This window comes from Candidatus Omnitrophota bacterium, assembly GCA_028715415.1.
Classification (GTDB): Bacteria; Omnitrophota; Gorgyraeia; order Gygaellales; family Profunditerraquicolaceae; genus JAQURX01.
Map to the genome: position 1 here is coordinate 22,042 of JAQURX010000011.1, position 22,653 is coordinate 44,694.

Below are 22,653 nucleotides of genomic sequence, written 5' to 3' on the forward strand. Positions count from 1 at the left end.
TTAATAGACACCTTTCAAAACGTATACGCCATTCTCAGTTTCAACCTCAAAATCTCTGCCTATATATTGGATGAGGTCAATTCCGCCAAAAGATACCCCTTTTGAAAAACGAACTCCTGGACCGAATTGAACACCGCCTATTTTGATGGGATGGAGTGGCTCAATACTTCCATCGGGATGAGATTGAAATAATTCCCAAAAGGTTATTCTGCTCATATCAATATTATCCTAATAATTATATTGCAATACTATTAAATTAAACAATTGAGAAATATTATACTTTGATATAAAATGATAGTCAATAGATTAAATAAAAAGGTAATGAAAATGAATTATCAAGACAAACTTGACATTATTATCAAGACAATCAGCAAAGAAAGAGAAAAAGACTCAGACAATCCCTTTATTAGCCTTGACCTCGCCAAAAATAAAGAACTTTCCCTAATCCCTATTGACGAAATAGAAGGAATTATTGACTGCCTTCGTAAAGAAAAAGTCTTAATACTTCGCAACATAACATATCCTAAAGCTACCGATACTGAGAATGTTTCTCATTATGCCTTAACTCAACAACCTTGCTATAGTATAGAAATAGCAGAAAGTTTTTCCAACTGGCATTCTGCCTATATCCTCAAAAAATCAACTAAATTAGAAAATCTGAGCTTATTCAATCTTGAAAAAATTTGCTACCTTGTTCACGATATTGAAGAAAAATTTGAAATCAACCCAAATAAACAAATAATTATAAAATTAACCACAAATTCAATAGAACAATTTCCGCTTTTAAGAGAAAAATGCTCAATAAATTCTGATATTATCCCTTATAGAAAAGAAGCGTTGGAATATCTAAAAGACCACAGCATTATCTCTCATTACGAAATTAAACACTCTGAATATGCGGATAGCGAAATAGGCATATTACTAAACGTCAATGAGTTTAATAATTTTAAAAAAGAAATAACCAAAATATATGAAGATAAACGTAAAAAACAAAATAAACAAATTCCTGCCCCTATGATACCTAAAACAGGCTCAGAAACACCAAAAGAATTTGCTAAAAAGCTTCAGCGTGAAATTGTCTATGAAATAAAATATACTGAAAACGGAGAAATTTTTCTTAATAATTTCCTATTTGCCAAAGTGCAGTTTAATGGAGAAAATGAGGCTGTTTTTAGTTACCTTTTCAAACACCCGAATAAGAGAATAACAAAAGCAGAGTTCAAAGAAAAGGCTGGTTACTCTGTTGGAAAACCGCTTCATAAGATTGTTGAAAACTTAGGCTTTACAGGAAATCTCCGAAAAGCTTTCTTTAACGTATCCGAACAGGCTATACTCTTCAGAAATCCTCTCACAAAAAAAGAATTAGAAAAGCTCAATATCCCTCAGTTAAAACTCAAGAAAAAAGCCATTTCTTAATTTAAAAACTACTATTTAATATTCCGAAATTCGTTATAGTTAAAACATTCCCAACCTCTCCTAAACATACCTAAGTTACCCTAAATTAATAAGCCCTGTCGTATTCTTGATATACTTTGAGTGTGAATAATAAAACTGAATTAAAAACACTCATAGCTAACCATATCAAAATTAAAACGGAAGAAGTACCTTCTGATTCCGAATTAACCGATTATGCAGATAATCTTGTATCCTTTGTTAAACTTCTAATTGAAGCGGATAAAAAAAATAATGAACGTAAAAATCTCCGAAATCCAGATATTACCAATTAAGCCTTTAAACGGTTTAGTAGCTTTTGCCAGCTTCTTATTAAACGATAGCCTTTATCTTGGCTCAATCGCCATTATGACCCGCCCTCAAGGCGGTTATAGGCTTCTCTACCCTACCAAAAAAGTAGGCGCAAGAAATCTAAATATTTATCATCCTATCAACAAGGAATTTGCAGAGTTGATTGAAAAAGAAGTAATAATGAAATTTGAAAAGGTAATGAATAAATATGATAGATACAATTGTTTTAACTCTACCGCCTGAGCTTTTTGCTATTACAGAGCATAATAGATTTGACCCTTCTACAAAAGGCTTATTTGAGCGCCCTTACTATACGCTCGGCGGAAGGGGTAATTTCTCTTGTTTCCAGAATCCGACTAAGGAAGAATTTGAAAAAGGCATATACAAACCAAGACTTACCGCTACCAAACGTATGGGAAAAGGCGCATTCATAACAACCTTAAAGATTGAATTTTCTATACCTAAGCTACTCTTCGGAAATAACTTTGACGAGGTTGAAGAACACCACTTTGACAAAATTGTTAACCTGTTACAAAAAAGACTGCAAGAAATGGGCGTATTAGTCTTTGAACACGTTTTAAAAAGTGCTCCTGTCTCAGCAGTGCATTATTCCAAAAATATAGCTCTTACAGACTATTCAACACCTTCTGCTATTCTTAAGGAGCTATCAAAGATAAACCTAAACCAGAAACTTGATTTAAACCAAACGGACTTTAGAAATGAAGGGCATAGCTTGAAGTTTAGGGCTAACTATTTTGAAATATCTCTATACGACAAACTGAAAGACCTTAAAAAAGCCAAGACCAGCGAAAAAAGAGCCATTGAAAGAGATAACGCCCTACAACTGACCCTATTTGACGATTTAAAGCCCAAGAAGCCTTTTGAAGTCTTGCGTATGGAAATAAGGTTAAACAATCGGGTAAAGATAAAGCAGGTCTTTAAAACGCTAAATATATCCTGTGAGATAATCTTCTCTTCTCTATTCAAAAAAGACATCTCTCAGAAAATCCTGCTCTCATACTTGAATGAAATTAAAAACGGTTATTCCCTGCTTGCCTATAAACCCAAAACTATGAAGGATTTTATAATTGATTTTAGAATGCAAAACCCCAAAGTAAAAATAAGAAAAATGCTTCAGGTCTTAGGGCTAAAAATGGCTTGCAATGATATGGGAATACGTGAATTTAGAAAATCAACAGAGTTTTACGGAGACTACAGCTGGTATAGATTAAAAAAGGATTTAACCGCTTATAAATATCCTAAGAGGCAATTATCAGTAATAAAACCAATTGAAAAGGCTTTGCTTGATTTTACTCCTCTAAGATTAGCTGACTTTGAAGAAAAGAAACAAACTACTTGACTTATAAACATTATGTTATAGGATGTTATATATGGAACTAATAAAGAGACTGGAAACTTACCGATTAGAAAATAGACTCACCCAACAAGAACTTGCCAAGAAGCTCGGAGTTGCTTTTGCTACAGTTAATCGCTGGTTTAACGACAGGACAAAACCTAACCACATTCAGACTTATCAAATTGAGAAGCTACTAAAAGAAAGGTCTAAAAATGCCAAAGGAAAATAAAAAAGAAATCCAAGAATCAATCTTTATGCGTAATATTCAAAGAGGCATTGATAAAGGCATTATCTCCCTCTCCCCTGACCAATCAAAAATAACTTACCATTGCTCACGAGAATATACAACTGGCTTTAAGAACCCAGAAGAAAAAGTAAGGGCTTCTTACTTTGCTGAACTTATTTTAGATTATGATTACCCGCAAAAAAGAATAGATTTTGAGGTAACTGTTCCCAGAAGAACCCCAGAAGACAGGGCTGATATTGTTGTTTATGAAGACGATGAATTAAAGAAGCCTTATTTAGTAGTTGAGTGTAAGAAGGACGGTATAACCGAAGCAGAGCGTAAACAGGCGATTGAGCAAGCTTTTGGCAATGCCAATAGCCTAAGAGGACAACTTGCTTCTGTTGTAGCAGGAACAACAAAGACCGCTTTTGATGTTGCAGGATTTAAGCCAAAGGAACGAGAAAAAAATGTTATTTCGGATATACCTAAAAAATACGGCAGAACTCCGAAATATAAATTTGTAAAAGGCGAGCCTGAAAAGGAGTTAAAGACAGTTTCCAAAGATGAACTTATCAGCGCATTGCAGAAATGCCACGATACAGTCTGGCAGGGCGGAAGGCTTGCGCCGACAACAGCCTTTGATGAAGTATCAAAACTTCTCTTCTGTAAACTAAAGGATGAAAAGGACACTCCTAAAAATGAAAATTATCAATTCCAAATAGGAACACACGAAAGTGCCGAAGAAATATCTAACCGAATAGGTAAAATATACCAAAAAGCCAAAAAACAAGACGAAGAAGTATTTAAAGAGGATATACGGCTTGAGCCGAAAGTTATTTATAACGTAGTTGAGCATTTACAGGGCTTAGCTATAAATAAGATTGATTTAGACACCAAAGGAATCGCCTTTGAGAAGTTTATGGAAGACTTCTTTAAGGGTAAAATGGGACAATTTTTTACTCCGAGAGAGATAATTAGATTCTGTATTAAAATGCTGAACCCAGAAAAAGATGAATCGGTCTTAGACCCTGCCTGCGGAAGCGGTGGCTTTCTGCTTAATGCAATGGATAAAATTAGGGAATTTGCCGAACAGCACTATGACGAACAAGAAGCATATAACCATTGGCACGAATTTGCCAAGAATAACCTTTACGGTATAGAAATAAATGACCAAATTGCACGAGTTTGTAAAATGAATATGATAATCCACGATGACGGACATACTAACGTTATTAGCACTGACTCGTTACGTGATTTTGAAGAAATAAACGATATGCACCCAAAGTTTAACAAAGATAAATTTGATATTATTCTTACAAACCCCCCTTTTGGCGCAGTGGTTAAATCAACCGAAAAAGACTACTTAGATAAATATAGTCTTGGAAAGGATAAAGATAATCAGAAAACCGAAATAATGTTTATTGAGCGTTGCATTGATTTTATTAAGCCCAAGACTGGAAGGATTGCCATAGTTTTACCTGACGGAATATTGACTAACTCTTCTTTGCAATATGTAAGAGACTTTATTATGGAGCGGTGCCAGATTTTAGCGATTGTGTCGCTTCCGCAATTTGCCTTTACCCATTACGGAGCTGGTGTTAAGTCCTCTCTTGTATTCCTACGCAGGAAAAGCGAAAAGGAAAAAGCGGAAAATTACCCTATCTTTATGGCTATTTCCGAACATATTGGCTATGACGCAACAGGCAGAACTGACCCAATAAACGAATTAGAGACGATTTACGAAGAGTATCAGAAATTCCTAAAAAATCCGAGTGGATATAAAGGAGATTAAACAATGGCTATATTTAACGTTACCAATGATACCTTAAAGAAATTAACCATAAAAAGGTTTAAAAACGAAAAAGAACTGCAAACTCTCTTTGAAAAGAATACTGAGACTATTTTTGGAGTTAGGCTTCTTGCTTCTGAATTTGAGACAACTCACGGTGGTAGAATTGATACGTTAGGCATAGATGAAGATAATGCGCCCGTAATCATTGAATACAAAGAAAATGAAAAAGACAATATCATTAATCAAGGTCTCTTCTATCTTGATTGGCTTATTGACCATAAAGGAGACTTTGAGATGTTGGTATATAACAAATGCGGAGAAAAGATAAAAATCAACTGGGATGAACCAAGACTAATTTTAGTAGCACAAAATTTTAACGATTACGATAAATATGCGGTAAATAGGATTGCTGAAAATATAGAGTTATGGAAATATACAATCTATGAAAATGACGTCCTACTTGTAGAGCGCATTAACCTACCTAAAGAAGATAAACAAAAACAGAAAGTTAAATCTAAAAAGATAGTATTTGAAGAATATTCTTATGATGACCATTTGAAAGGAAAAAACAGTAATATAAAAAATCTTGTTTTAAAACTTAAGGAACAAATTCTTAGTTTAGACTCACATATACAAGAAAAGGTAAAAAAACACTATATCGCTTTTGCGCTTGAAAGGAATTTCTGCGAATTTGTTGTTCAAGTCAACTCTGTAAGAGTTCATCTTGATATTGAGAAAGATAGACTAAAAGACCCTAAAAATATCGTAGAAGACCGCTCGCAAACAGGTCATTGGGCTACAGGGAATAGCGTAATAAAAGTAACGAACGAAAATGAAATCCCTTATCTTATGGGATTGGTAAAACAAAGTTACGAAAATAAACTGTAAGGGAAAATATGGAATGTTTTAAGATTAATTCTAATGAGGTTGAAGGACGACTTGACTGTTTCTACTATAAACCAGAATTTGTTGAATTAGAGAAACGAATTAAGCGCTTAACTTCTAAAACACTGAGAGATTATATTGTAAATATCGCTGGCGGTGCGACACCAGATAAAGATGAAAGCGAAAAATATTATTCAGATGAAACCAATGGTATACCATTTTTAAGAGTTCAAAACCTATCCGAAGAAGGTTTGAATTTTGACAATATTAAATTTATAAATACCGAAACTCATAATGGTATGCTTAAAAGAAGCCAAGTTAAAGAAGGTTATCTTCTGACGAAGATTACAGGCGTTGGCAGAATGGCAGTATCTTCTGTTGCACCAAAAGGATTTGAAGGAAACATAAACCAACATATAGTCGCAATCAAAACAGAGAGCTATAAAACAAGCGAAGTATTAGCAAATTTTCTTAATTCAGATATAGGCGAACGGTTAGCCTTCAGACGTTCAACTGGTGGCACGAGACCCGCCTTAGATTACGAAGCGTTAAAAACTATTCCTATTGTATTTGAACCAAAAATTGTCTCAATTATGCAGTCTGCCTTTGAGCAAAAAAAACAAAAAGAACAAGAAGCGGATAAATTATTAAATTCAATGTATGGATTTGTGCTTGATGAACTTGGTATAAAGTTACCAGAGCTGAAAGATAAGAAATGTTACTCCGTAGATTCTGGCGATATTAAAAGCCGTCTTGACCCATATTATCACAAACCATCTTTTTTAAATAGATACAAGGCTATCAAAGCGTCTAAATATACTGTTTATGATTTCAGAGAGTTGTTGCTTGAAGTAAAAAACGGCGTTGAAATTAGGACATACTCCGAAAAAGGTAATAGATATATGCGGGTAACGGATTTAGGAGAGACAGGAATAGTTGACCATAATCCCCGATATGTATTTGCAAAGGAAATCCCTGAAAGAATCAAGCTAACAACTAAAGATTTTCTTATATCTCGGTCTGGCTCTTTAGGCTTGGTATCTGTAGTAACAGAGAATATGCTCAATTATATTTTAAGCTCTCACATATTTAAAATAACCCTTGATTTCGCAAAGCTAAATCCTTTTTACTTACAGGCTTTTCTCAGAAGCAATATTGGACAATTTCAATTCTTCCATAATAATAACGGCGGTATTATTCCAGAAATAAACCAAGAGGCTTTAAAGTCAATAAAGATTGTAGTCCCACCTTTAGATATTCAACAGAAAATTGCTAACGAGGTTGAAAGGCGTATGGATGAAGCAGGAAAATTGAAAAGCGAAGCCAATAACTTAATTGATAAGGCAAAAAGAGAAGTAGAAACGTTAATCTTATGAATAAAGCCGTAATATTAGCAAGAGTCTCAACACTTAAACAGGAAGAAGAAGGTCTTTCTCTTGATAATCAGCTCAATACGTTAAGAAGCTATGCAAAACAGAATGACTTTGACGTTATTAAGGAATTTAGGTTTAGCGAAAGTGCAGATTCAAAGATAAGAAAAAAATTCTGTGAAATGATTGAATTTGTCAAAAATGACACAAATATTAAAGTTATTATTGCCTACCGAGTTGACCGTATTACCCGCAATTACAGAGACGCAGTCTTAATTGACGATTTAAGAACAAACTTTAATAAAGAAATCCATTTCGTTTATGACCGCTTAGTTATCGCCCCTAAGACTGTTGGAAGGGATATTACAGATTGGGATACAAAAGTTTATTTGGCGAAGCAATTTCTTAACCGCCTCAAGGAAGACGCTGTTGTTTCTATCAAACACAAGCTAAACAATGGCGAATATCCAAGTATGGCTCCTTATGGTTATACAAATATCGTAAATGAAGACCGTAAGAAATGGATAGCGCCAGATTCCCTTGAATCTAAAGTTGTAATAAAAATATATGAGTGGTATGCAACAGGCGCTTTTTCTATGGATTTAATCAGAAAAAAGCTAAAAGAGGAATTTTGTTTAGATTTTCATAAAGGCACGGTTGACTCTATCCTTAAAAATCCCTTTTATTACGGAGAAATGCTTCACTGTGGCAAGCTTTACCCACACAAATACAAAACAATCATTTCTAAGGAATTATTTGATAAAGCTCAAGAAGTTAAAGCGGGATTTAATAAAAAATCTTTTAAATTTGTGGGTCTTCCATATCTTTACAGGGGTTTGATAAAATGCGCTAAATGCGGTTGCAGGATTACTCCTGAGAAGAAAAAAGGGAAATATGTATATTACCACTGCACGCAATACTACGGCAAACACTCTGATAAATGGATACGGGAAGAAGATTTAACAAGGCAATTTGCCGACCTTATGAATAAAATACATCTTCCCGATGATATTGTTGAATCTATTAGTAAAACGCTCAGAGAATCTCACGAAGACAAGGTAAATTATTATAACAACTTAAATTCAGAGCTTCAAACCGAGTATGGTAAATACGAAAAGCGAATTGAAAAGATGTATGAAGACTATCTTGACGGACGTATTACTGAAGATATGTATAACAAATTAAGACAGGATTATAGAATAAAACAAGAAGAAATTCAGGATAAGCTAAACAGTCTTCAAAAATCCGATGAAGAGTATTACGAAACGGCTTCTTATATACTTAAAGTCGCAAATAAAGCCCCACAGTTATTTGAAAGTTCTGAACCAGAGATAAAAAGGCAACTTTTGAAATTAACACTTCAGAACTGCGAACTAAAAGACGCAACTCTATGCCCCACAATAAGAAGACCCTTCAGCATATTCGCCGAAGGGTCTTCTCGTCAGAATTGGCTCCCCCTCGTGGACTCGAACCACGGACCTGGTGGTTACACTTGACCCGAAATTACTTTCGGAAGCGGACTATATCTTTGCCACGGCTTGCGCCAGAGGCAGCAGGTACATAGTCTCTGAACCTTCCTCGCATTTCTGCGAGGCTCGGCTGCTGATTACCCTTGCTTGCGCATTAGGGCTTCCAGCAATTCTCCTGCAGTTTCAACTACGGTTTCCCGTAGAAGCTGCGCTTAATCGCCCGCCTATGGCGGGACTCGCACAGCCACTCGCTCTACCTACTGAGCTAAGGGGGAATAGATCTATAAAGAACAAAACAAATATAAACTTACTAGCCTTCCCTATCTTTCCACCTACGGCGGGAAGGGGGAATAAGTGTTGTTTATTCTATATTAAAAGAACGGTAAAATCAAGCGCTAAATAATGCCAGACTCAAGGGCTTTGGTTTCAGTATCAATCTCAATAATCTGCCTTTCTATCTCTTTCATCCGCCTGCCATACTCTTTGGCGGTTTCTTCATCGCGATAAAGCTTAGGATTTGATAAAGCGCGCGCCTTTGCATAGCTTTCCAGCTGCAAAGCTTCTTTTTTCTTTTGCAGTTTATCTATTTTCTCACGGATAGACGCATTATGCGCCTTACGCTTCTTCTCTTCTTCTTTTCGCTTCTTCTCATCTTCCTTAGCTTTTTCCTTTAAGAACTCAGCGGATGATTTATCATGCACAACTTTTACTTTCTTTACATCAATCATTACTTCTTTCTGATCTTTTTTCTCAAAATAATAATCAAAATTCCCGGGAAACTTTCTTACTCTTCCCTCTTTAACCTCAAAAACAACATTTGCTACGGAACGCACAAAATAAATATCATGACTGATAAATACGAGCGTCCCTTCATAATTCTGCAAAGCCCTTACCAATGCCTCAACAGCATCCACATCAAGATGCGTTGTCGGCTCATCAAGCAAAAGTAAATTCGGCGGGTCAATTAGGAGCTTTGCCAAAATAAGGCGGCTCTTCTCTCCACCTGATAAAACTTTTACTTTCTTATCAGCATCATCTCCGGTAAATAAAAAAGCTCCGAGAATTGTGCGGATAGTTTCCTCTGACATAAAGCCCGGAGCTGCAGTATAAGCCTCCCGTAAAACAGTATTCTCCGGATTTAGCACATCCATACGTGTCTGAGAAAAATACCCTGCCTCTACATTATGCCCTACAGTTCTAACTCCAGAATCAATATCAATCACACCGGCTAAAATCTTTAAAAGAGTTGATTTCCCGGCGCCATTTTCTCCGGCTAAAACTGCTTTCTCGCCTTGGAAAATTTCAAAATTAAAATCCTTATAAACCTGAATTTCCCCGTATGACTTTGAAATATTTTCTAAAGTCATAACACGATGCCCGCTTCTTTTTGCCTGCGGGAAATGAAAGCTATTAATACTCTCACGCGTATCAGGAGGCAAAACAATTTCTTCTTCCTCCATTCTCTCAAGGACTCTTCGTTTTGCGCGCACTGACGCAGCCTTATTCGGCTGGGCGTGAAAACGCTCTACAAACCTCTCTAGCTGCTTACGCTTTTTTTCCTGTTCTTTAAATTGTTTCTCAAGATGAGTTTTCCTCTCGGATTTAATCCGTTCGTATTGTTCATAATTTCCGTGGACCTTGGCAACTGAGCCGTTTTCAAGAATAAATGTATAATTAGTTACGTCCGTTAAGAAAGCCCGGTCGTGCGAAATCATAATAAATGTTCCTTCAAAACCCGCAAGATAATCCTTAAGCCATAAAGCAGCATTTAAATCCAGATAATTTGTAGGCTCATCAAGAAGTAAAAGGTCATAGTGATAAGTTAAAAGTTTCCCCAAGAGAGCGCGCATCTGCCAGCCTCCGCTCATCTGAGAAATCTGACGGTTGAAGTCTTTTTCTTTAAAACCTAAACCCGCAAGGATTTTTTCCGCTTTATGCTCAAGCTCAAAAAAGCCAAGATTTTCTAATTTATGCATAACCTCGCCATAATGCTTTGAGCCGGCATCATTATTCTCTTCAAGCCTTTCTTTTTCTTTTTTTAGCTCCAGAATCCTTTCGTCGCCTTCAGTTAGCTCAGCTAAAACCGTACGGTCTGATTTAAAACTGGATTCCTGTGCAAGGTGCCCAATATGAATATTTTTATTAACCCTTACCTCTCCGGAAGAAGGCTCCATCTCCCCCAACAGCAAAGAAAAAAGCGTACTTTTTCCTGCTCCATTTGGCCCAATAAGGCCAATCTTCTCTCCGGCATTAATGGTCAGAGAAATATTCTCAAATAATGTTTTCTTACCGTAATTTTTTGAAAGATTTGATATAGTAATCATGGATTAAAGAACCCGGCGAGCCTCTAAGGATTTGGACAAAGTAGAAGAATCCGCGTATTCTAAATTTGAACCGACTGGAAGGCCTAAACCAATACGCGTTAAATTCACACCTAACGGCTTTATAAGTTTGGTAAGATAAATTGCGGTAGTTTCGCCTTCCGTATCCGCATCTGTGGCTATTATAACTTCTTTTATATTATTCTCCTGAATTCTTTGGATTAAACCCTCAATCTTTAAATCACTCGGGCCCCTGCCCTCTAAAGGAGAAATAGCGCCTAATAAAACATGGTAAACGCCATGGAAACTCCCTGCTTTTTCTATGGCAGTGACATCGGTGGGCTTTTCAACAATACAAATTAAATCTTTCTGGCGGCGCACATCCTGGCAAATCTTGCACAAGTCTTCTTCGCTAAGGTTATTGCAGACTTTACAAAACCTTACATTCTCTTTTACTTTAGTTATCGCCTCAGACAAAGATTTAATTTCATCCCGAGGAGCGCCTAATACATAGCTAACAATTCTTTCAGCGCTTCTTCTGCCTACTCCGGGGAATTTAGTCAGGCAATCAATCAATTTCTCTATGGAATCGGTGTAAGACATTTTTATTCATCCTTATTAATTACTCTGCCGTTAAATAAATCCAAAGCGGAACGCAAAAAAGGATGATTTTCATCATTTTCTTTGTGTTTCTGCTCTTCTGACAAAATAAAATCAGTTCTTAAGTTTACGCTAAATATGTCAAATAAGCTTTTTTCAACAAGCGCCCTGTTATCCTTTCTTTCCAATGCTTCTTTATGTAAAGAAAAATTCTTCGGGAATGAAACCACCAAAATATTTCCGTTAAGCTTAAAAGGTTGGCCTTCGTTTAAATAAGACGCTACCGATATCTTTATCTTTCCAAGGCTGTCAATAAGGCTATTCCAGGCATCCTTGACATTATCTATAGTTATTGAATGTGTTGGTTCAGGGGGCTTAATCGGAGGAATTATTTTCTTAACTTCTACTTTGGCTGGAGTTACTCTCGCAGCCGGAGGCGGCGTTTGTTTCGGTAAAACTTTTTCCGGTTGAACTTGCCTAGCGTCAACCGATGAGCCTTTTTTCTCATTTGCCAGCCTAACCAGAGTAATCTCTAAAGGGATACGCAAAGATTCCAACTTTTTAGTCATCTCTTGTGTTGATACAAGAATATTAAACGCACTAAAGATCTCCTCAAGCGTAAATGCATTGCTTTGCTTAAGCAATCTCTCGCAGGTTTCCTGAGGTAAATCAATTAATTTGGAATCTCCCTTTGTAACCTTTGCAATCATAAGATTGCGGAAATGTTCAATTAAGTTCACAAGAAACACACCGACATCTTTCCCATCATCAATTAATTTATTAAGCAGCGCTAAAGCTGAAAGCGCATCTTTTTGAATTATTTTATCGGTTATCTCAAGCAAAGCTTCCTGCTCAACAATCCCAAGCATAGAAATTACATCCTTAAGCGAAACCTTATCCTTGGTAAAAGAAACTAACTGATCCAAAATTGACTCAGCATCCCTTAAAGACCCGTCGCTGCTTTTTGCGATGGCAAACAAAACTTCCTTTTCTACAGATAGCTTCTCCTGCGCAACAATCTTTCCCAATTGTTCAACCATTTCTAACGCTGGGATTCGCCTGAAATCAAGGCGATGGCAACGTGATAATATCGTAGGAATTACTTTTTGCGGATGAGTAGTTGCAAAAATAAATTTTACATATGGAGGCGGCTCCTCCAATGTTTTAAGAAGGGCATTAAAAGCCGAATCGGAAAGCATATGCACTTCATCTATGATATAAATCTTGAATCTTCCCTGGCTGGGAGCAAACTTTACGCTTTCTCTCAAATCCCTGATATTATCAACACTGTTATTGGAAGCTCCGTCAATTTCAATAACATCAAAGGAGCGCCCTTGGGAGATCTCCAAACACGATGAACACTTCTGACAGGGTTTTTCTGAAGGGCCTTCTTTACAATTAAGCGCTTTTGCAAGAATCCTTGCGCAAGAAGTTTTACCTACGCCCCTTGGGCCGGAAAATAGATAGGCGTGCGCAACGCGATTGTTGGCAATCGCACTTTTAAGCGTAGTTACGATATGGTTCTGGCCGACGATATCATCAAAATTCTGCGGCCGCCATTTTAATGCATAAACTGTGTAGGACATAATAAGAGTAGCCTCTTTCTATTACATGCTTAAGGGCGAAAAAGAACGGAGAGGCTGGGATTTGAACCCAGGGACCCAGTTTCCCAGGTCAACTCATTAGCAGTGAGTTGCATTCGGCCACTCTGCCACCTCTCCAAAAAACTAACTCTGTTTGATTTTACGTTTCTTTTTAAAAAAATCGCTTAATAAACTACCGCATTCTTCGGCTAATATTCCGCTTTTAACTTTAATCCGATGATTTAATTTTTTATGGTTTACAATGTTTATAACCGAGCCGCAAGCACCGGTTTTAGGGTCTTTTGCGCCAAAATAAAGCGACTTTACGCGCGAAAGAACTAACGCACCTGCACACATACTGCATGGTTCAATTGTAACATAGAGACTAGACTCGTTCAACCACTTTGTCCCCAGAGAATTTGCCGCTGAAGTTAAAGCAATCATCTCAGCGTGTGCGGTAGGGTCTTTAAGGCGCTCAATCTGGTTATAGCCGCGGGCAATAATCTTACCATTGTGGACAACTACAGCGCCGACTGGAACTTCGTCTTCCTCAAATGCTTTTCTAGCCTCTTTTAAGGCTTCAGACATGTAAAACTGATCTATCTTCAACATTAATCTTTAGCTTTAGATAATGCGCCCAGCAGGAATCGAACCTGCAACAACCAGCTCCGTAGGCTGATGCTCTATCCAATTGAGCTATGGGCGCGAATTTAACTTATTATTTATAACAGAAATTGACCTAAAAGGCAAATGAATTCTCTTGTTTAAAGGCGGGAAAAGCGCAGAATCTCATATTGGGAAAACCTCATTTCTTTTCCAGAAAACTCTTTATTTTAGAGACTAATTCCATAGAATCATAAGGTTTTGCAATAAAATCATCCATACCGGCAACGCGGCATTTTTGCTCAATATCTTTAATTCCCGCGGCAGTAATCGCTATAATAGGTATATTTTTAGTTGAATCTTCCGATTTAAGACGCTTACTAACTTCAAAACCATCTATTTTAGGTATGATTAAATCCAATAAAATCAAATCCGGCTTTTCTTCAGCTGCTTTTTTTAACCCTTCTTCACCATCCATAGCAAATACAACCTTAAAACCGTTTGCCTTAAGCCTGACGGAAACCATCGTAATCTGGTCCATTTCATCCTCAATGAGAAGTATTTTTTTACTCATTTAAACCTCCCCTCCTAAAATTTCGAGTTATACTTTGGAAGGCTAAAAGTAAACTTGGAACCTTTCCCATGCTCGCTTTCTGCCCAAATCTTTCCATTATGCATCTCAATAAGGCCTTTGGCTATAGAAAGCCCAAGGCCTGTCCCCTTAGTTCCCTCGCCAGTTGAACGTTCAAACTGTTGGAATTTACTAAACACCTTTAGCAAATCATCATTGATTATTCCCTGCCCGCTGTCAATGACACTAAACTCAACAACACCCTCCTTTTCTTCAATATTTACTTCAATAAATCCTTTCTGTGTAAATTTTAGGGCATTACCAATAAGATTAATTACTACTTGCGTTATCCTACCAGCATCAGCATAAACTATTAACTCTTTTTTGGGGAAATTTGTTCGAAGCTCAAGGTTTTTATCTATTAAATTAAGTTTAAACGAACTGACAACCCGTTCAACTAACGCACAAATATTGACTAACTCCTTCCTTAATACAATTTTACCGGATTCAATCTTAGCAATATCCAAAAGATTATCAATAATACGCGCAAGCCGGTCAATATTGCTATTTGCGGTTTCAAGAATCTCTTCCTGCTCTTTATTTATTTTACCCGGTATTCCGTCGGAAACAAGGCTTATTCCCTCTTTAATTATGGAAAGCGGAGTACGCAGCTCATGCGAAACAACAGAAATAAAGTCAGTCTTTAACTGATCAACTTTTTTAAGCTCTGCTTCAAGCTGAACATTACGCCTCTTTAATTCTTCAAATTCTTCTCTTTCTGCTTGCGTCACGAAAAGAAGCCTCCAATTACTTATTCTGGCCTTTATATTTATCCGCTATGTTAAGCGCAATATTAATATTATCTATTTCTTTTTTCAAATCACCTGTCTTTACCATAAATCCGGAAGCATTAAACTTATCTGCGATTTTAAATCTTTCATCATTTGAAAATGCCGTAAGCATAAAAACAGGAAGGTTTTTATCCTGTTTTCTAATCCTCTTTAATACTGAAAGCCCGTCAAGATTTGGCATCATGATATCAAGCAAAACTGCGTCAGGATGGTCTTTTGCAACCCTATCAAGCGCCTGCGCACCGTCATAAGCAGTGATAACCTCAAAGTTCTCCGACTCAAGGCGAAGCTTAACTATGTCAACAAAATCTCTTTCATCATCAACCACAAGAATTTTCTTTTTCTCCATATATTCCTCCTTAAGCAGCACTATTTCTCAAATCTTCCCAAAACTTTATCTAATTTTTCCTCTAGAATCTTAACGCTTATTGGCTTCTCAATAAAACTTTCATCATACAAGCCTGCTGATATTACTTTCGCTTCTTCTGTTGTGATTGCGCTTAGCATGATAACCGGTATAGAAATAGTATCTTCATCTTTTTTTAACAAATCCAAGACTTTATAACCATTTATATGAGGCATAAGTATATCAAGCAAGATAACATCCGGCTTAAATTTCTTTGCGGTTTCAAGCCCATGCGAAGAGTTATTCTCAATCTTAATTTCATATTTGCCTGTCAATTCAAGATTAAGCTTTAAGATTTCTGTAAAATCTACTTCGTCATCAATAATCAAAACCTTCTTCTTTACCATGACCCCCTCCCCTCCAATCCTTACTGCATTAATTGCCCCTATTTATTCCCTTCTTCAATAACAGGCAAAATAACAATCACCTTGGTTCCTTTGCCTTCATGGCTCTCCATATAAATATCCCCCCGGTGATTTTCCATTATGGTCCTTGAAATACTAAGGCCTAAACCAGCGCCCTCTCCGGGAGGCTTGGTAGTAAAAAAAGGGTCAAATACTTTATCCAATATGTGTTTTGGAATGCCTTGCCCTGAATCTATTACTTCAATAACTACTGCCTGACTCGTAGGATTCAAAAATCTTTCATCTTGATACCCGATTATGCTTTTTAATTCAGGAAAGCTTTTATTATAAATATTAATGGTTATACTTCCTCCTTGCGGCATTGCCTGAAGGGCGTTAATAATAATATTCACAAAAACCTGTTCAATCTGATTGCGATCTACTCTAACCTGATTTTTAACAGCTGTAAAATTTTTAACAATCTTTACATTCTTTAGCGCCATTTGCTTTGAAACAAAACCTATTGACTCCTCAACAATCTCCGGCAACTGGAAGAACTTAAACTCAAGCCTTGATGGCCTTGAAAAATCCAATAAACCTTTTACTATTCCGTCTGCTCTTCCTACAGCCTCTTTTATCATACCCAAAACTTCACGTTGCTCCGGCTTAGTAAATAATTTTTTACGTTCAAGAAAATTCACCCCTTGCAATATTATAGCTAAAGGATTTTTAATTTCATGCGCTACCCCTCCCGCAAGAGTCCCTACCACGTGCATCTTCTCTGCCTGTATAAGCTGAGACTGGGCTTCTTTCAATTTAGAATAGGCTTTTTTCAATTCATCTACGGCTCGCTTGCGGTCATCCTCCACATTGCATTGTTGAATAATAAAAGCGGTGGTTGTGCTAAGGCTATCTAGTATCGCATCTTCAGGAGGCAATATTTTATGTTTGGCAAAAAGAGCAAGCACCCCTAATATCTCCCCATCAGGGACACGTAATTGATAACCCACAAAAGACACCAGCCCTAATTCACGTGCCCATTCATGATTATGCACACGAGAATCATTTACTACATCATTTGTAATAAACTTATGGTCCTCACCTGAGGCTACGCGGCCAATTTTATAACATCCAAACGGTACACGGCCGTGGTCTTTACCGTCTATATGCGTGTACCTGCCGGAACTTGCCATTAAATGCAGGCACTTCTCCCGGAAACGACAAACATGCGGGCCTTCCTTAATTTTCGCATGAACACAACCTTGCTCACATTTATCTCCCGGACGAATCAACCAAATTCTGCAGAAATCGGCATTAAAAATACGCACAATACTATCAGTAATGATTTTAAGTTTAATGGCAAGTTCTCCCGGGGCGATAAGAGATTGGCGAAGCGCATTAACTTCCTCCTGCCATTTTAGCATCCCTTCGCGCTCAGCCTCCATTAATTTACGCTCAGTGATATCTTCTCCGATGCTACTTATGCCTAAAATCTTGCCATTCGGGTCACGTAAGAGCGAATTATTCCAAAGCACCAAACGCTGCCCTTGATCGCGGGTTTGAATATAAACCTCATAATGCAAAGGCAAAGGATCCTCTCCTGATAACACTTTACTAAACACTGATTTGACTCTTTCACGCGATTCAACGGGGAGAAAAACATCAAACCCGTTACGGCCGAATATCTCTTCTTTCTTCCATCCGGAGAGTTTCAAAAAAGCATCATTGCAAAAAATAACCCTGCCTTCAACATCAAGCTGCACGGCAGACAGGTTAAGATTTTCTAGGGTATCCCTAAACCTTCTCTCTGATTCCTTTAGCTTAGCTTCAAATTGTCTATTTAGCGTAATATCCCGGAAGAAGCCAACAAGATACTTCTTCCCGGAAATTACTACTGGGGAAGAATTAATATCAGCATAAAAAATACTGCCGTCTTTCCTTTTAACCGGGATATCTTTGGCAAGAATACTTTCTCCTCTCGCCTGCTTTTCAAATTCCTGGATGACAAAAGGCAAATCGCTTTCCGGATGAATATCATTAACGCCCAAAGCCTTAATTTCCTCAAGGCTATAACCGAGCATCTGGAGAAATACCTTATTGCACATATAGAATTTCTTACTTTCTATTTCTACCAGGATAATCCCATCTGTCGCATTATCAAAAATAGTCCGGAACTTTTCTTCGGAAGCTTTCACTTCCTGCTCTGTTTTTTTCCGCTCGGCAATATCTACATTAACTTCCGCAACCAACCACTCCCCGTTTTCTGCCTGAAAAGGGATAGTAGTTACCTGAATCGGCCTATTATTCTCTTTAATAAGGACTTCTTCTGCAATAACAGTACTTTTCGTTTCAAGCGCTTTTCTTATTCCGCAATGTTCACAAACTTGGTTTCTATCAACAAAATACTCGTAACATTTCTTGTTCTTAAAATCGCCGTAAACCTTAGCCCATTCCGGGTCTATATAACGGATATTATAATTAGAATCAATTATATCAAGGCCGGTTTTAGTAACCCCTAAGATAAACTCAATTTGTTTTAATAAAATATTACTGTTGTTTTCATTATCCATTTTCATAACTAAAGAATCTTGGCGTCTTTTACTACAAGCAGCTCTGCTATTTTGGCAAGAATAAATTCGGGGTCAAAAGGCTTAGGGATATAGAGATCTGCGCCAACTTCTTTTCCAATTTTTATATCTTTTTCCTCCGCTCGCGCGGTAAGCATGACAATCGGGATATTTTTATACTTTTCATCAAACTTCAAGAACCTACAGACCTTATATCCATCTAATTTTGGAAGCATAAGATCTAAAATAATTAAATCCGGATTTTCTTTTTTTGCTTTATCAAGCGCTTCCTGTCCGTCGGAAGCAGTAATAACTTCGTAACCCTTAGACTCAAGCACATCTTTAATCATAGCTAAAATAGTAGCACTATCTTCAGTAACAAGTATTTTCTTTGGCACTTCTTACTCCTTTAATACACGCCTAATTTCTTTTACCAATTCTTTTCCTTCGTAAGGCTTGGTAATATAGCCTTCGGCAAGAAGCTTTTTCCCTTTTTCAACATCAACTTCTTGTGCTGCTGTAGTAACAAAAATTATCGGGATACTCTTTATCTCAGGGTCATCTTTTGCAATTCGGCATACTTCAAAACCATCTATTCCCGGCATGCGCACATCCAGAAGGACTAAATCTGGCTTAAGATCTTTCATCTGTTTTAACCCATCTTCTCCATTATAAGCTGCTAAAACTTCATAGTTTGCAGCTTCAATCCTCTCTTTAAGTAAAGCCACTGTCGTCTGGCTATCTTCAATCAATAAAATTCTTTTTGCCATAGATACCCCTCCCTAACCTTTAGTTAATCCGATAATCTCATCAGCAATTTCATTTAAAGGAATTACTTTATCAATACAACCGCTCTCTATGGCAAGTTCATTCATCCCAAATATTACAGAAGAAGCTTCATTTTGCGCAATCGTAATCCCTCCTGCATTCTTTATTGACTTAATACCTTCAACTCCATCATTTCCCATACCGGTCATAATTATTCCAATTGCATTTTCCCCAAAAGATTTGGCAACAGAATTCATCATTACATCAATAGAAGGTACATGAATAAGTTTACGGGTAGTATCTTCTTTCAAGCTTATCCTTGAATATGCATCAATAAGAATGTTGAATCCATCCGGTGCAAAGAAAACCATCCCGCTTTTTAGAACATCCCCTGCCTGTGCAACCTTAATCTCAAGATGAGTTAAATCCTTTAACCACTCAACTAAACCATTAATAAATCCAGCTGAAATATGCTGGACAATAATTAAACCAAAAGGCAAATCATGTGGAAGCTTTGATAATAGAACTTGCAATGCTTGCGGCCCTCCAGTAGAAACACCAACTGCAACTACTTTCGTAATGTTTTCTTTCTTGGGGATAGACGTTCTCACAATTGGCCTAATTTTCATTCTTCGTAAAGGCTTAACCCGCGAAGCAATCTTTACTTTACTAATCAAGTCATGAGAAATCTTTTCGATATCAGAAGAAATCGCTACAAAATCCATCGCTCCGATACTTAGAGCCTTTACAACGACATCAACATCCATGCTACTTACAACAATTATTGGAATCGGATTATCCTCCATAATCTTTTCAACAGCTTCAAGCCCAGACATAACAGGCATTTTTAAGTCCATAGTTATAACATCGGGCTTTAAAAATGCTGCTTTTTTCACTCCTTCATCCCCATTAGCAGCTAGACCAACAACCTCAATCTCAATATCACTTGATAAAATTGCCTTTAATGCCTCTCTAATAAGCGGAGAATCATCCACAATTAGAACTTTAATCTTTCTTTCAACCTTATCATTAATAAACATTAGCCTATCAACCTTTCTAGTGTTTCCAACAATCCTTCGGAAGTAAAATCACTTTTTAAGATATACGCCTCAGCACCTGCTTCTAAACCACGCCTCTTATCAGCATCGCTTTCTCTTGTTGTAACAATTACAACTGGCACATCCTTATAGATATTATCCTTTTTAAGCCTTGAGGTCAATTCAAACCCATCCATCTTTGGCATTAAAACATCAGTAATTACAAGATCAAATTTCTCCTGTGAAGCACGATCAAGTGCCTCTTTCCCATCACGAGCGATTACTACAGAATACCCTACGGACTCAAGGATATTCTTCTCAAGCATAGCTGTGCTTAAAACATCCTCAGCCAAAAGAATTGTTTTCTTTTTTTTGCCTTTTAGCTCTGGCTGCGAGACGCTAACCGGCCTTCTTACGATGACTCCTTCGGAAGATTCAATAATTGACGGGATATCTAAAATAAGGATTACCTCGCCATTTCCCAAAATAGTTGCTCCAGAAATATTCTTCACTTTCTTCAAAGGCTCTCCTAAAGATTTAGTAACGATATCTAACCTACCTAATAGCTCGTCTACTAAAATCCCGATTCTTTTTTCAACTGACTGCACAACGACAACAGAGAAAAACCTTTTCTCAAAAATCCCTCTTTTACAAAGCCCGAATAAATCGCACAGCCTGACAAGTGGCAAAATATGCCCTCGCACAGTTATCGCTTCTTTAGTTTCAACTGTCTTAACATCCTCAACGTTTACCCTGATAGTTTCTACTACTGTATCAATAGGGATAGCAAAGGTATCTGTCCCTGCAGCGACAAGTAAACTTTCTGTAACTGCTAAAGTCAAAGGAAATTTCATGGTGAACTTAGCGCCTATCCCAATTTGAGAATTAACTTCGACTGTGCCTTTTAACTTAACCACTCTTTCTCTTACAACATCTAATCCAACACCTCTTCCGGAAATATCAGTAACTACTTTTTGCGTACTAAAACCGGGAGTAAAAATAAGCTGCATCGCCTGTTCGTCAGCCAATTCTTTAATCTTTTCACTTGCTACCAAACCCCTTGCTACTGCTTGTTCTTTTACTTTATTTATATCTATGCCATTCCCGTCATCAGAAACCGAAATCACAATTTGCGAACCTTCCTGACAAGCAGACAAAATAATCTTCCCCTCTCTTGGTTTATTTTTAGAAAGGCGCTCCTCTGGCGATTCAATTCCATGGTCAACTGAATTCCTCAAAAGATGCATGATAGGATCCTTTAACTCATCAATTATTGTTTTGTCTAACTGCGCCTCTTCTCCACGCAACTCAAAATTGATCTCTTTGCCTTTAGTTTGAGCCAAATCCCTCATTGAACGGGGAAAGGTATTAAATAAAGTTGATACTGGCAGCATCCTGACATTCATAACTTCATCTTGTATTTCCCCGGTAAGAAAACTTATCAAACCATCTACTGAACGTAAATCACTAACTAAATTACTAAGCGCTTCGTCATTAATCCCCTCTAAATCAGCTTTGTCGCTTAAATTTTTAACAACATCATCAAGCCTTATTTTGGAAATCAAAAGCTCTCCTGATAAATTCATTAACTTATCCAATTTTGCCTTATCAACACGCAAACTGCCTTCAATTGCCGCAGCTACATCATTACTAATAGTTGATTTAGCTACCTTTGGTTCTTCAGTTAAAACAGGGGCTGCTATAATTTCTTCGTGGATGATACCATCTTTAGATTTATGTGTTTTTTTCTCATGTTTTTCAGAGAATTCTTCTTTTACTTGCCTACATAATTCTTCCGCAAAAGGCCTTTCAATCCCTTTTTCTTCCCATGTAACTTTATCTTCTAAAAAGCCTTCAATTGCGTCTAAACATTTAAGAAGAATATCAATATGCTTCTTTTCTAACTTAATTTCTTTATTAAGCGCTTTTTCTAAGCCACTCTCCATTTCATGGCCAAGGTCTGCAATACGCTTATACCCCATCATGGTTGCAGAGCCTTTAATTGTATGCGCTTCCCTCATCATACTATTAAGCAGCTCATGGTTTTGAGGTGCTTTCTCAAGCTTTAACAAACCCAAGCTTAAGGCTTGAAGATGCTCCCTTGTCTCTACCTTGAATCCTTCAATAAATTTTGACTTATCAAATACCATTTTTAGTTCT

The 22,653-nt window shown here is 37.2% G+C and carries 22 protein-coding genes and 2 tRNA genes; 8 read left to right on the forward strand and 16 right to left on the reverse strand.

From position 1 onward, the window contains the following. Positions 1–216 (reverse strand): hypothetical protein, encoded by a 216-nt coding sequence (locus tag PHO70_05895; protein MDD5432500.1) that lies wholly within the window; start codon positions 214–216, stop codon positions 1–3. Positions 217–327: 111 nt separating this feature from the next. Here PHO70_05895 and PHO70_05900 point away from each other — a divergent pair, with 111 nt between their 5' ends. From PHO70_05900 to PHO70_05935, 8 genes are all read left to right on the forward strand, one after another. Further along, the gene (locus PHO70_05900; GenBank protein ID MDD5432501.1) at positions 328–1,416 is read left to right on the forward strand and encodes a hypothetical protein; all 1,089 of its coding nucleotides are present in this window, start codon (positions 328–330) and stop codon (positions 1,414–1,416) included. Between the two features lie 270 nt (positions 1,417–1,686). Further along, positions 1,687–1,986: a septation protein SpoVG family protein gene (locus PHO70_05905; protein ID MDD5432502.1), complete on the forward strand. Its 300-nt coding sequence runs from the start codon at positions 1,687–1,689 to the stop codon at positions 1,984–1,986. Next, entirely contained in the window at positions 1,952–3,103 is a 1,152-nt protein-coding gene (locus tag PHO70_05910; protein MDD5432503.1) for a hypothetical protein, read from the forward strand. The genes PHO70_05905 and PHO70_05910 overlap by 35 nt, the downstream gene beginning before the upstream one ends. 31 nt (positions 3,104–3,134) lie before the next feature. Next, positions 3,135–3,329, forward strand: a complete 195-nt coding sequence (locus tag PHO70_05915) for a helix-turn-helix transcriptional regulator (protein MDD5432504.1) — start codon at positions 3,135–3,137, stop codon at positions 3,327–3,329. Beyond that, a complete protein-coding gene (locus PHO70_05920; GenBank protein ID MDD5432505.1) occupies positions 3,313–5,118 on the forward strand; it encodes an N-6 DNA methylase in 1,806 nt (601 codons plus the stop codon). Before PHO70_05915 ends, PHO70_05920 begins: the two co-directional genes overlap by 17 nt. A 3-nt stretch (positions 5,119–5,121) precedes the next feature. Continuing rightward, positions 5,122–6,006, forward strand: a complete 885-nt coding sequence (locus PHO70_05925) for a DUF5655 domain-containing protein (protein MDD5432506.1) — start codon at positions 5,122–5,124, stop codon at positions 6,004–6,006. An 8-nt stretch (positions 6,007–6,014) separates the two neighbouring features. Further along, positions 6,015–7,379 carry a restriction endonuclease subunit S gene (locus PHO70_05930; protein ID MDD5432507.1) on the forward strand — a complete coding sequence of 455 codons (1,365 nt, stop codon included), beginning with the start codon at positions 6,015–6,017 and terminating at the stop codon, positions 7,377–7,379. After that, positions 7,376–8,869, forward strand: coding sequence for a recombinase family protein (locus PHO70_05935; protein MDD5432508.1), 1,494 nt, complete (start codon positions 7,376–7,378; stop codon positions 8,867–8,869). The genes PHO70_05930 and PHO70_05935 overlap by 4 nt, the downstream gene beginning before the upstream one ends. 368 nt (positions 8,870–9,237) lie before the next feature. On the opposite strand, the gene PHO70_05940 is transcribed toward PHO70_05935, so the two are convergent. The 15 genes from PHO70_05940 to PHO70_06010 form a co-directional block, all read right to left on the reverse strand. Beyond that, on the reverse strand, positions 9,238–11,166 hold the full coding sequence (locus tag PHO70_05940) for an ABC-F family ATP-binding cassette domain-containing protein (GenBank protein ID MDD5432509.1): 1,929 nt from the start codon (positions 11,164–11,166) through the stop codon (positions 9,238–9,240). A gap of 3 nt (positions 11,167–11,169) precedes the next feature. Beyond that, the gene (gene recR, locus PHO70_05945; GenBank protein ID MDD5432510.1) at positions 11,170–11,766 is read right to left on the reverse strand and encodes a recombination mediator RecR; all 597 of its coding nucleotides are present in this window, start codon (positions 11,764–11,766) and stop codon (positions 11,170–11,172) included. 2 nt (positions 11,767–11,768) lie between these two features. Then, positions 11,769–13,349, reverse strand: a complete 1,581-nt coding sequence (gene dnaX, locus PHO70_05950) for a DNA polymerase III subunit gamma/tau (GenBank protein MDD5432511.1) — start codon at positions 13,347–13,349, stop codon at positions 11,769–11,771. A gap of 46 nt (positions 13,350–13,395) precedes the next feature. Further along, positions 13,396–13,484: transfer RNA gene (locus PHO70_05955), tRNA-Ser, on the reverse strand. A gap of 6 nt (positions 13,485–13,490) precedes the next feature. Next, entirely contained in the window at positions 13,491–13,958 is a 468-nt protein-coding gene (gene tadA, locus PHO70_05960) for a tRNA adenosine(34) deaminase TadA (GenBank protein MDD5432512.1), read from the reverse strand. Positions 13,959–13,978: 20 nt separating this feature from the next. Then, positions 13,979–14,052 (reverse strand) — tRNA-Arg (locus tag PHO70_05965). 99 nt (positions 14,053–14,151) lie between these two features. After that, a complete protein-coding gene (locus tag PHO70_05970) occupies positions 14,152–14,523 on the reverse strand; it encodes a response regulator (GenBank protein MDD5432513.1) in 372 nt (123 codons plus the stop codon). A gap of 14 nt (positions 14,524–14,537) precedes the next feature. Then, positions 14,538–15,311, reverse strand: coding sequence for a HAMP domain-containing sensor histidine kinase (locus PHO70_05975; protein ID MDD5432514.1), 774 nt, complete (start codon positions 15,309–15,311; stop codon positions 14,538–14,540). Between the two features lie 16 nt (positions 15,312–15,327). Further along, the gene (locus tag PHO70_05980) at positions 15,328–15,720 is read right to left on the reverse strand and encodes a response regulator (protein MDD5432515.1); all 393 of its coding nucleotides are present in this window, start codon (positions 15,718–15,720) and stop codon (positions 15,328–15,330) included. Positions 15,721–15,740: 20 nt separating this feature from the next. Continuing rightward, positions 15,741–16,124: a response regulator gene (locus PHO70_05985; protein ID MDD5432516.1), complete on the reverse strand. Its 384-nt coding sequence runs from the start codon at positions 16,122–16,124 to the stop codon at positions 15,741–15,743. A 38-nt stretch (positions 16,125–16,162) separates the two neighbouring features. After that, on the reverse strand, positions 16,163–18,697 hold the full coding sequence (locus tag PHO70_05990) for a PAS domain S-box protein (protein ID MDD5432517.1): 2,535 nt from the start codon (positions 18,695–18,697) through the stop codon (positions 16,163–16,165). 2 nt (positions 18,698–18,699) lie between these two features. Next, the gene (locus tag PHO70_05995) at positions 18,700–19,086 is read right to left on the reverse strand and encodes a response regulator (GenBank protein MDD5432518.1); all 387 of its coding nucleotides are present in this window, start codon (positions 19,084–19,086) and stop codon (positions 18,700–18,702) included. 3 nt (positions 19,087–19,089) lie between these two features. Continuing rightward, the gene (locus tag PHO70_06000; GenBank protein ID MDD5432519.1) at positions 19,090–19,458 is read right to left on the reverse strand and encodes a response regulator; all 369 of its coding nucleotides are present in this window, start codon (positions 19,456–19,458) and stop codon (positions 19,090–19,092) included. Positions 19,459–19,470: 12 nt separating this feature from the next. Then, positions 19,471–20,496 (reverse strand): chemotaxis-specific protein-glutamate methyltransferase CheB, encoded by a 1,026-nt coding sequence (gene cheB / locus PHO70_06005; protein MDD5432520.1) that lies wholly within the window; start codon positions 20,494–20,496, stop codon positions 19,471–19,473. Beyond that, positions 20,496–22,643: a hybrid sensor histidine kinase/response regulator gene (locus PHO70_06010; GenBank protein ID MDD5432521.1), complete on the reverse strand. Its 2,148-nt coding sequence runs from the start codon at positions 22,641–22,643 to the stop codon at positions 20,496–20,498. Before PHO70_06010 ends, cheB begins: the two co-directional genes overlap by 1 nt. Positions 22,644–22,653: the final 10 nt, after the last annotated feature.

Excerpts from the sequence above, each read along its gene's own strand:
- PHO70_05895 (MDD5432500.1), bottom strand. The coding sequence starts at position 216 with ATGAGCAGAATAACCTTTTGGGAATTATTTCAATCTCATCCCGATGGA.
- PHO70_05900 (MDD5432501.1), top strand. The coding sequence starts at position 328 with ATGAATTATCAAGACAAACTTGACATTATTATCAAGACAATCAGCAAA.
- PHO70_05905 (MDD5432502.1), top strand. The coding sequence starts at position 1,687 with ATGAACGTAAAAATCTCCGAAATCCAGATATTACCAATTAAGCCTTTA.
- PHO70_05910 (MDD5432503.1), top strand. The coding sequence starts at position 1,952 with ATGATAGATACAATTGTTTTAACTCTACCGCCTGAGCTTTTTGCTATT.
- PHO70_05915 (MDD5432504.1), top strand. The coding sequence starts at position 3,135 with ATGGAACTAATAAAGAGACTGGAAACTTACCGATTAGAAAATAGACTC.
- PHO70_05920 (MDD5432505.1), top strand. The coding sequence starts at position 3,313 with ATGCCAAAGGAAAATAAAAAAGAAATCCAAGAATCAATCTTTATGCGT.
- PHO70_05925 (MDD5432506.1), top strand. The coding sequence starts at position 5,122 with ATGGCTATATTTAACGTTACCAATGATACCTTAAAGAAATTAACCATA.
- PHO70_05930 (MDD5432507.1), top strand. The coding sequence starts at position 6,015 with ATGGAATGTTTTAAGATTAATTCTAATGAGGTTGAAGGACGACTTGAC.
- PHO70_05935 (MDD5432508.1), top strand. The coding sequence starts at position 7,376 with ATGAATAAAGCCGTAATATTAGCAAGAGTCTCAACACTTAAACAGGAA.
- PHO70_05940 (MDD5432509.1), bottom strand. The coding sequence starts at position 11,166 with ATGATTACTATATCAAATCTTTCAAAAAATTACGGTAAGAAAACATTA.
- recR (MDD5432510.1), bottom strand. The coding sequence starts at position 11,766 with ATGTCTTACACCGATTCCATAGAGAAATTGATTGATTGCCTGACTAAA.
- dnaX (MDD5432511.1), bottom strand. The coding sequence starts at position 13,349 with ATGTCCTACACAGTTTATGCATTAAAATGGCGGCCGCAGAATTTTGAT.
- tadA (MDD5432512.1), bottom strand. The coding sequence starts at position 13,958 with ATGTTGAAGATAGATCAGTTTTACATGTCTGAAGCCTTAAAAGAGGCT.
- PHO70_05970 (MDD5432513.1), bottom strand. The coding sequence starts at position 14,523 with ATGAGTAAAAAAATACTTCTCATTGAGGATGAAATGGACCAGATTACG.
- PHO70_05980 (MDD5432515.1), bottom strand. The coding sequence starts at position 15,720 with ATGGAGAAAAAGAAAATTCTTGTGGTTGATGATGAAAGAGATTTTGTT.
- PHO70_05985 (MDD5432516.1), bottom strand. The coding sequence starts at position 16,124 with ATGGTAAAGAAGAAGGTTTTGATTATTGATGACGAAGTAGATTTTACA.
- PHO70_05990 (MDD5432517.1), bottom strand. The coding sequence starts at position 18,697 with ATGAAAATGGATAATGAAAACAACAGTAATATTTTATTAAAACAAATT.
- PHO70_06000 (MDD5432519.1), bottom strand. The coding sequence starts at position 19,458 with ATGGCAAAAAGAATTTTATTGATTGAAGATAGCCAGACGACAGTGGCT.
- cheB (MDD5432520.1), bottom strand. The coding sequence starts at position 20,496 with ATGTTTATTAATGATAAGGTTGAAAGAAAGATTAAAGTTCTAATTGTG.
- PHO70_06010 (MDD5432521.1), bottom strand. The coding sequence starts at position 22,643 with ATGGTATTTGATAAGTCAAAATTTATTGAAGGATTCAAGGTAGAGACA.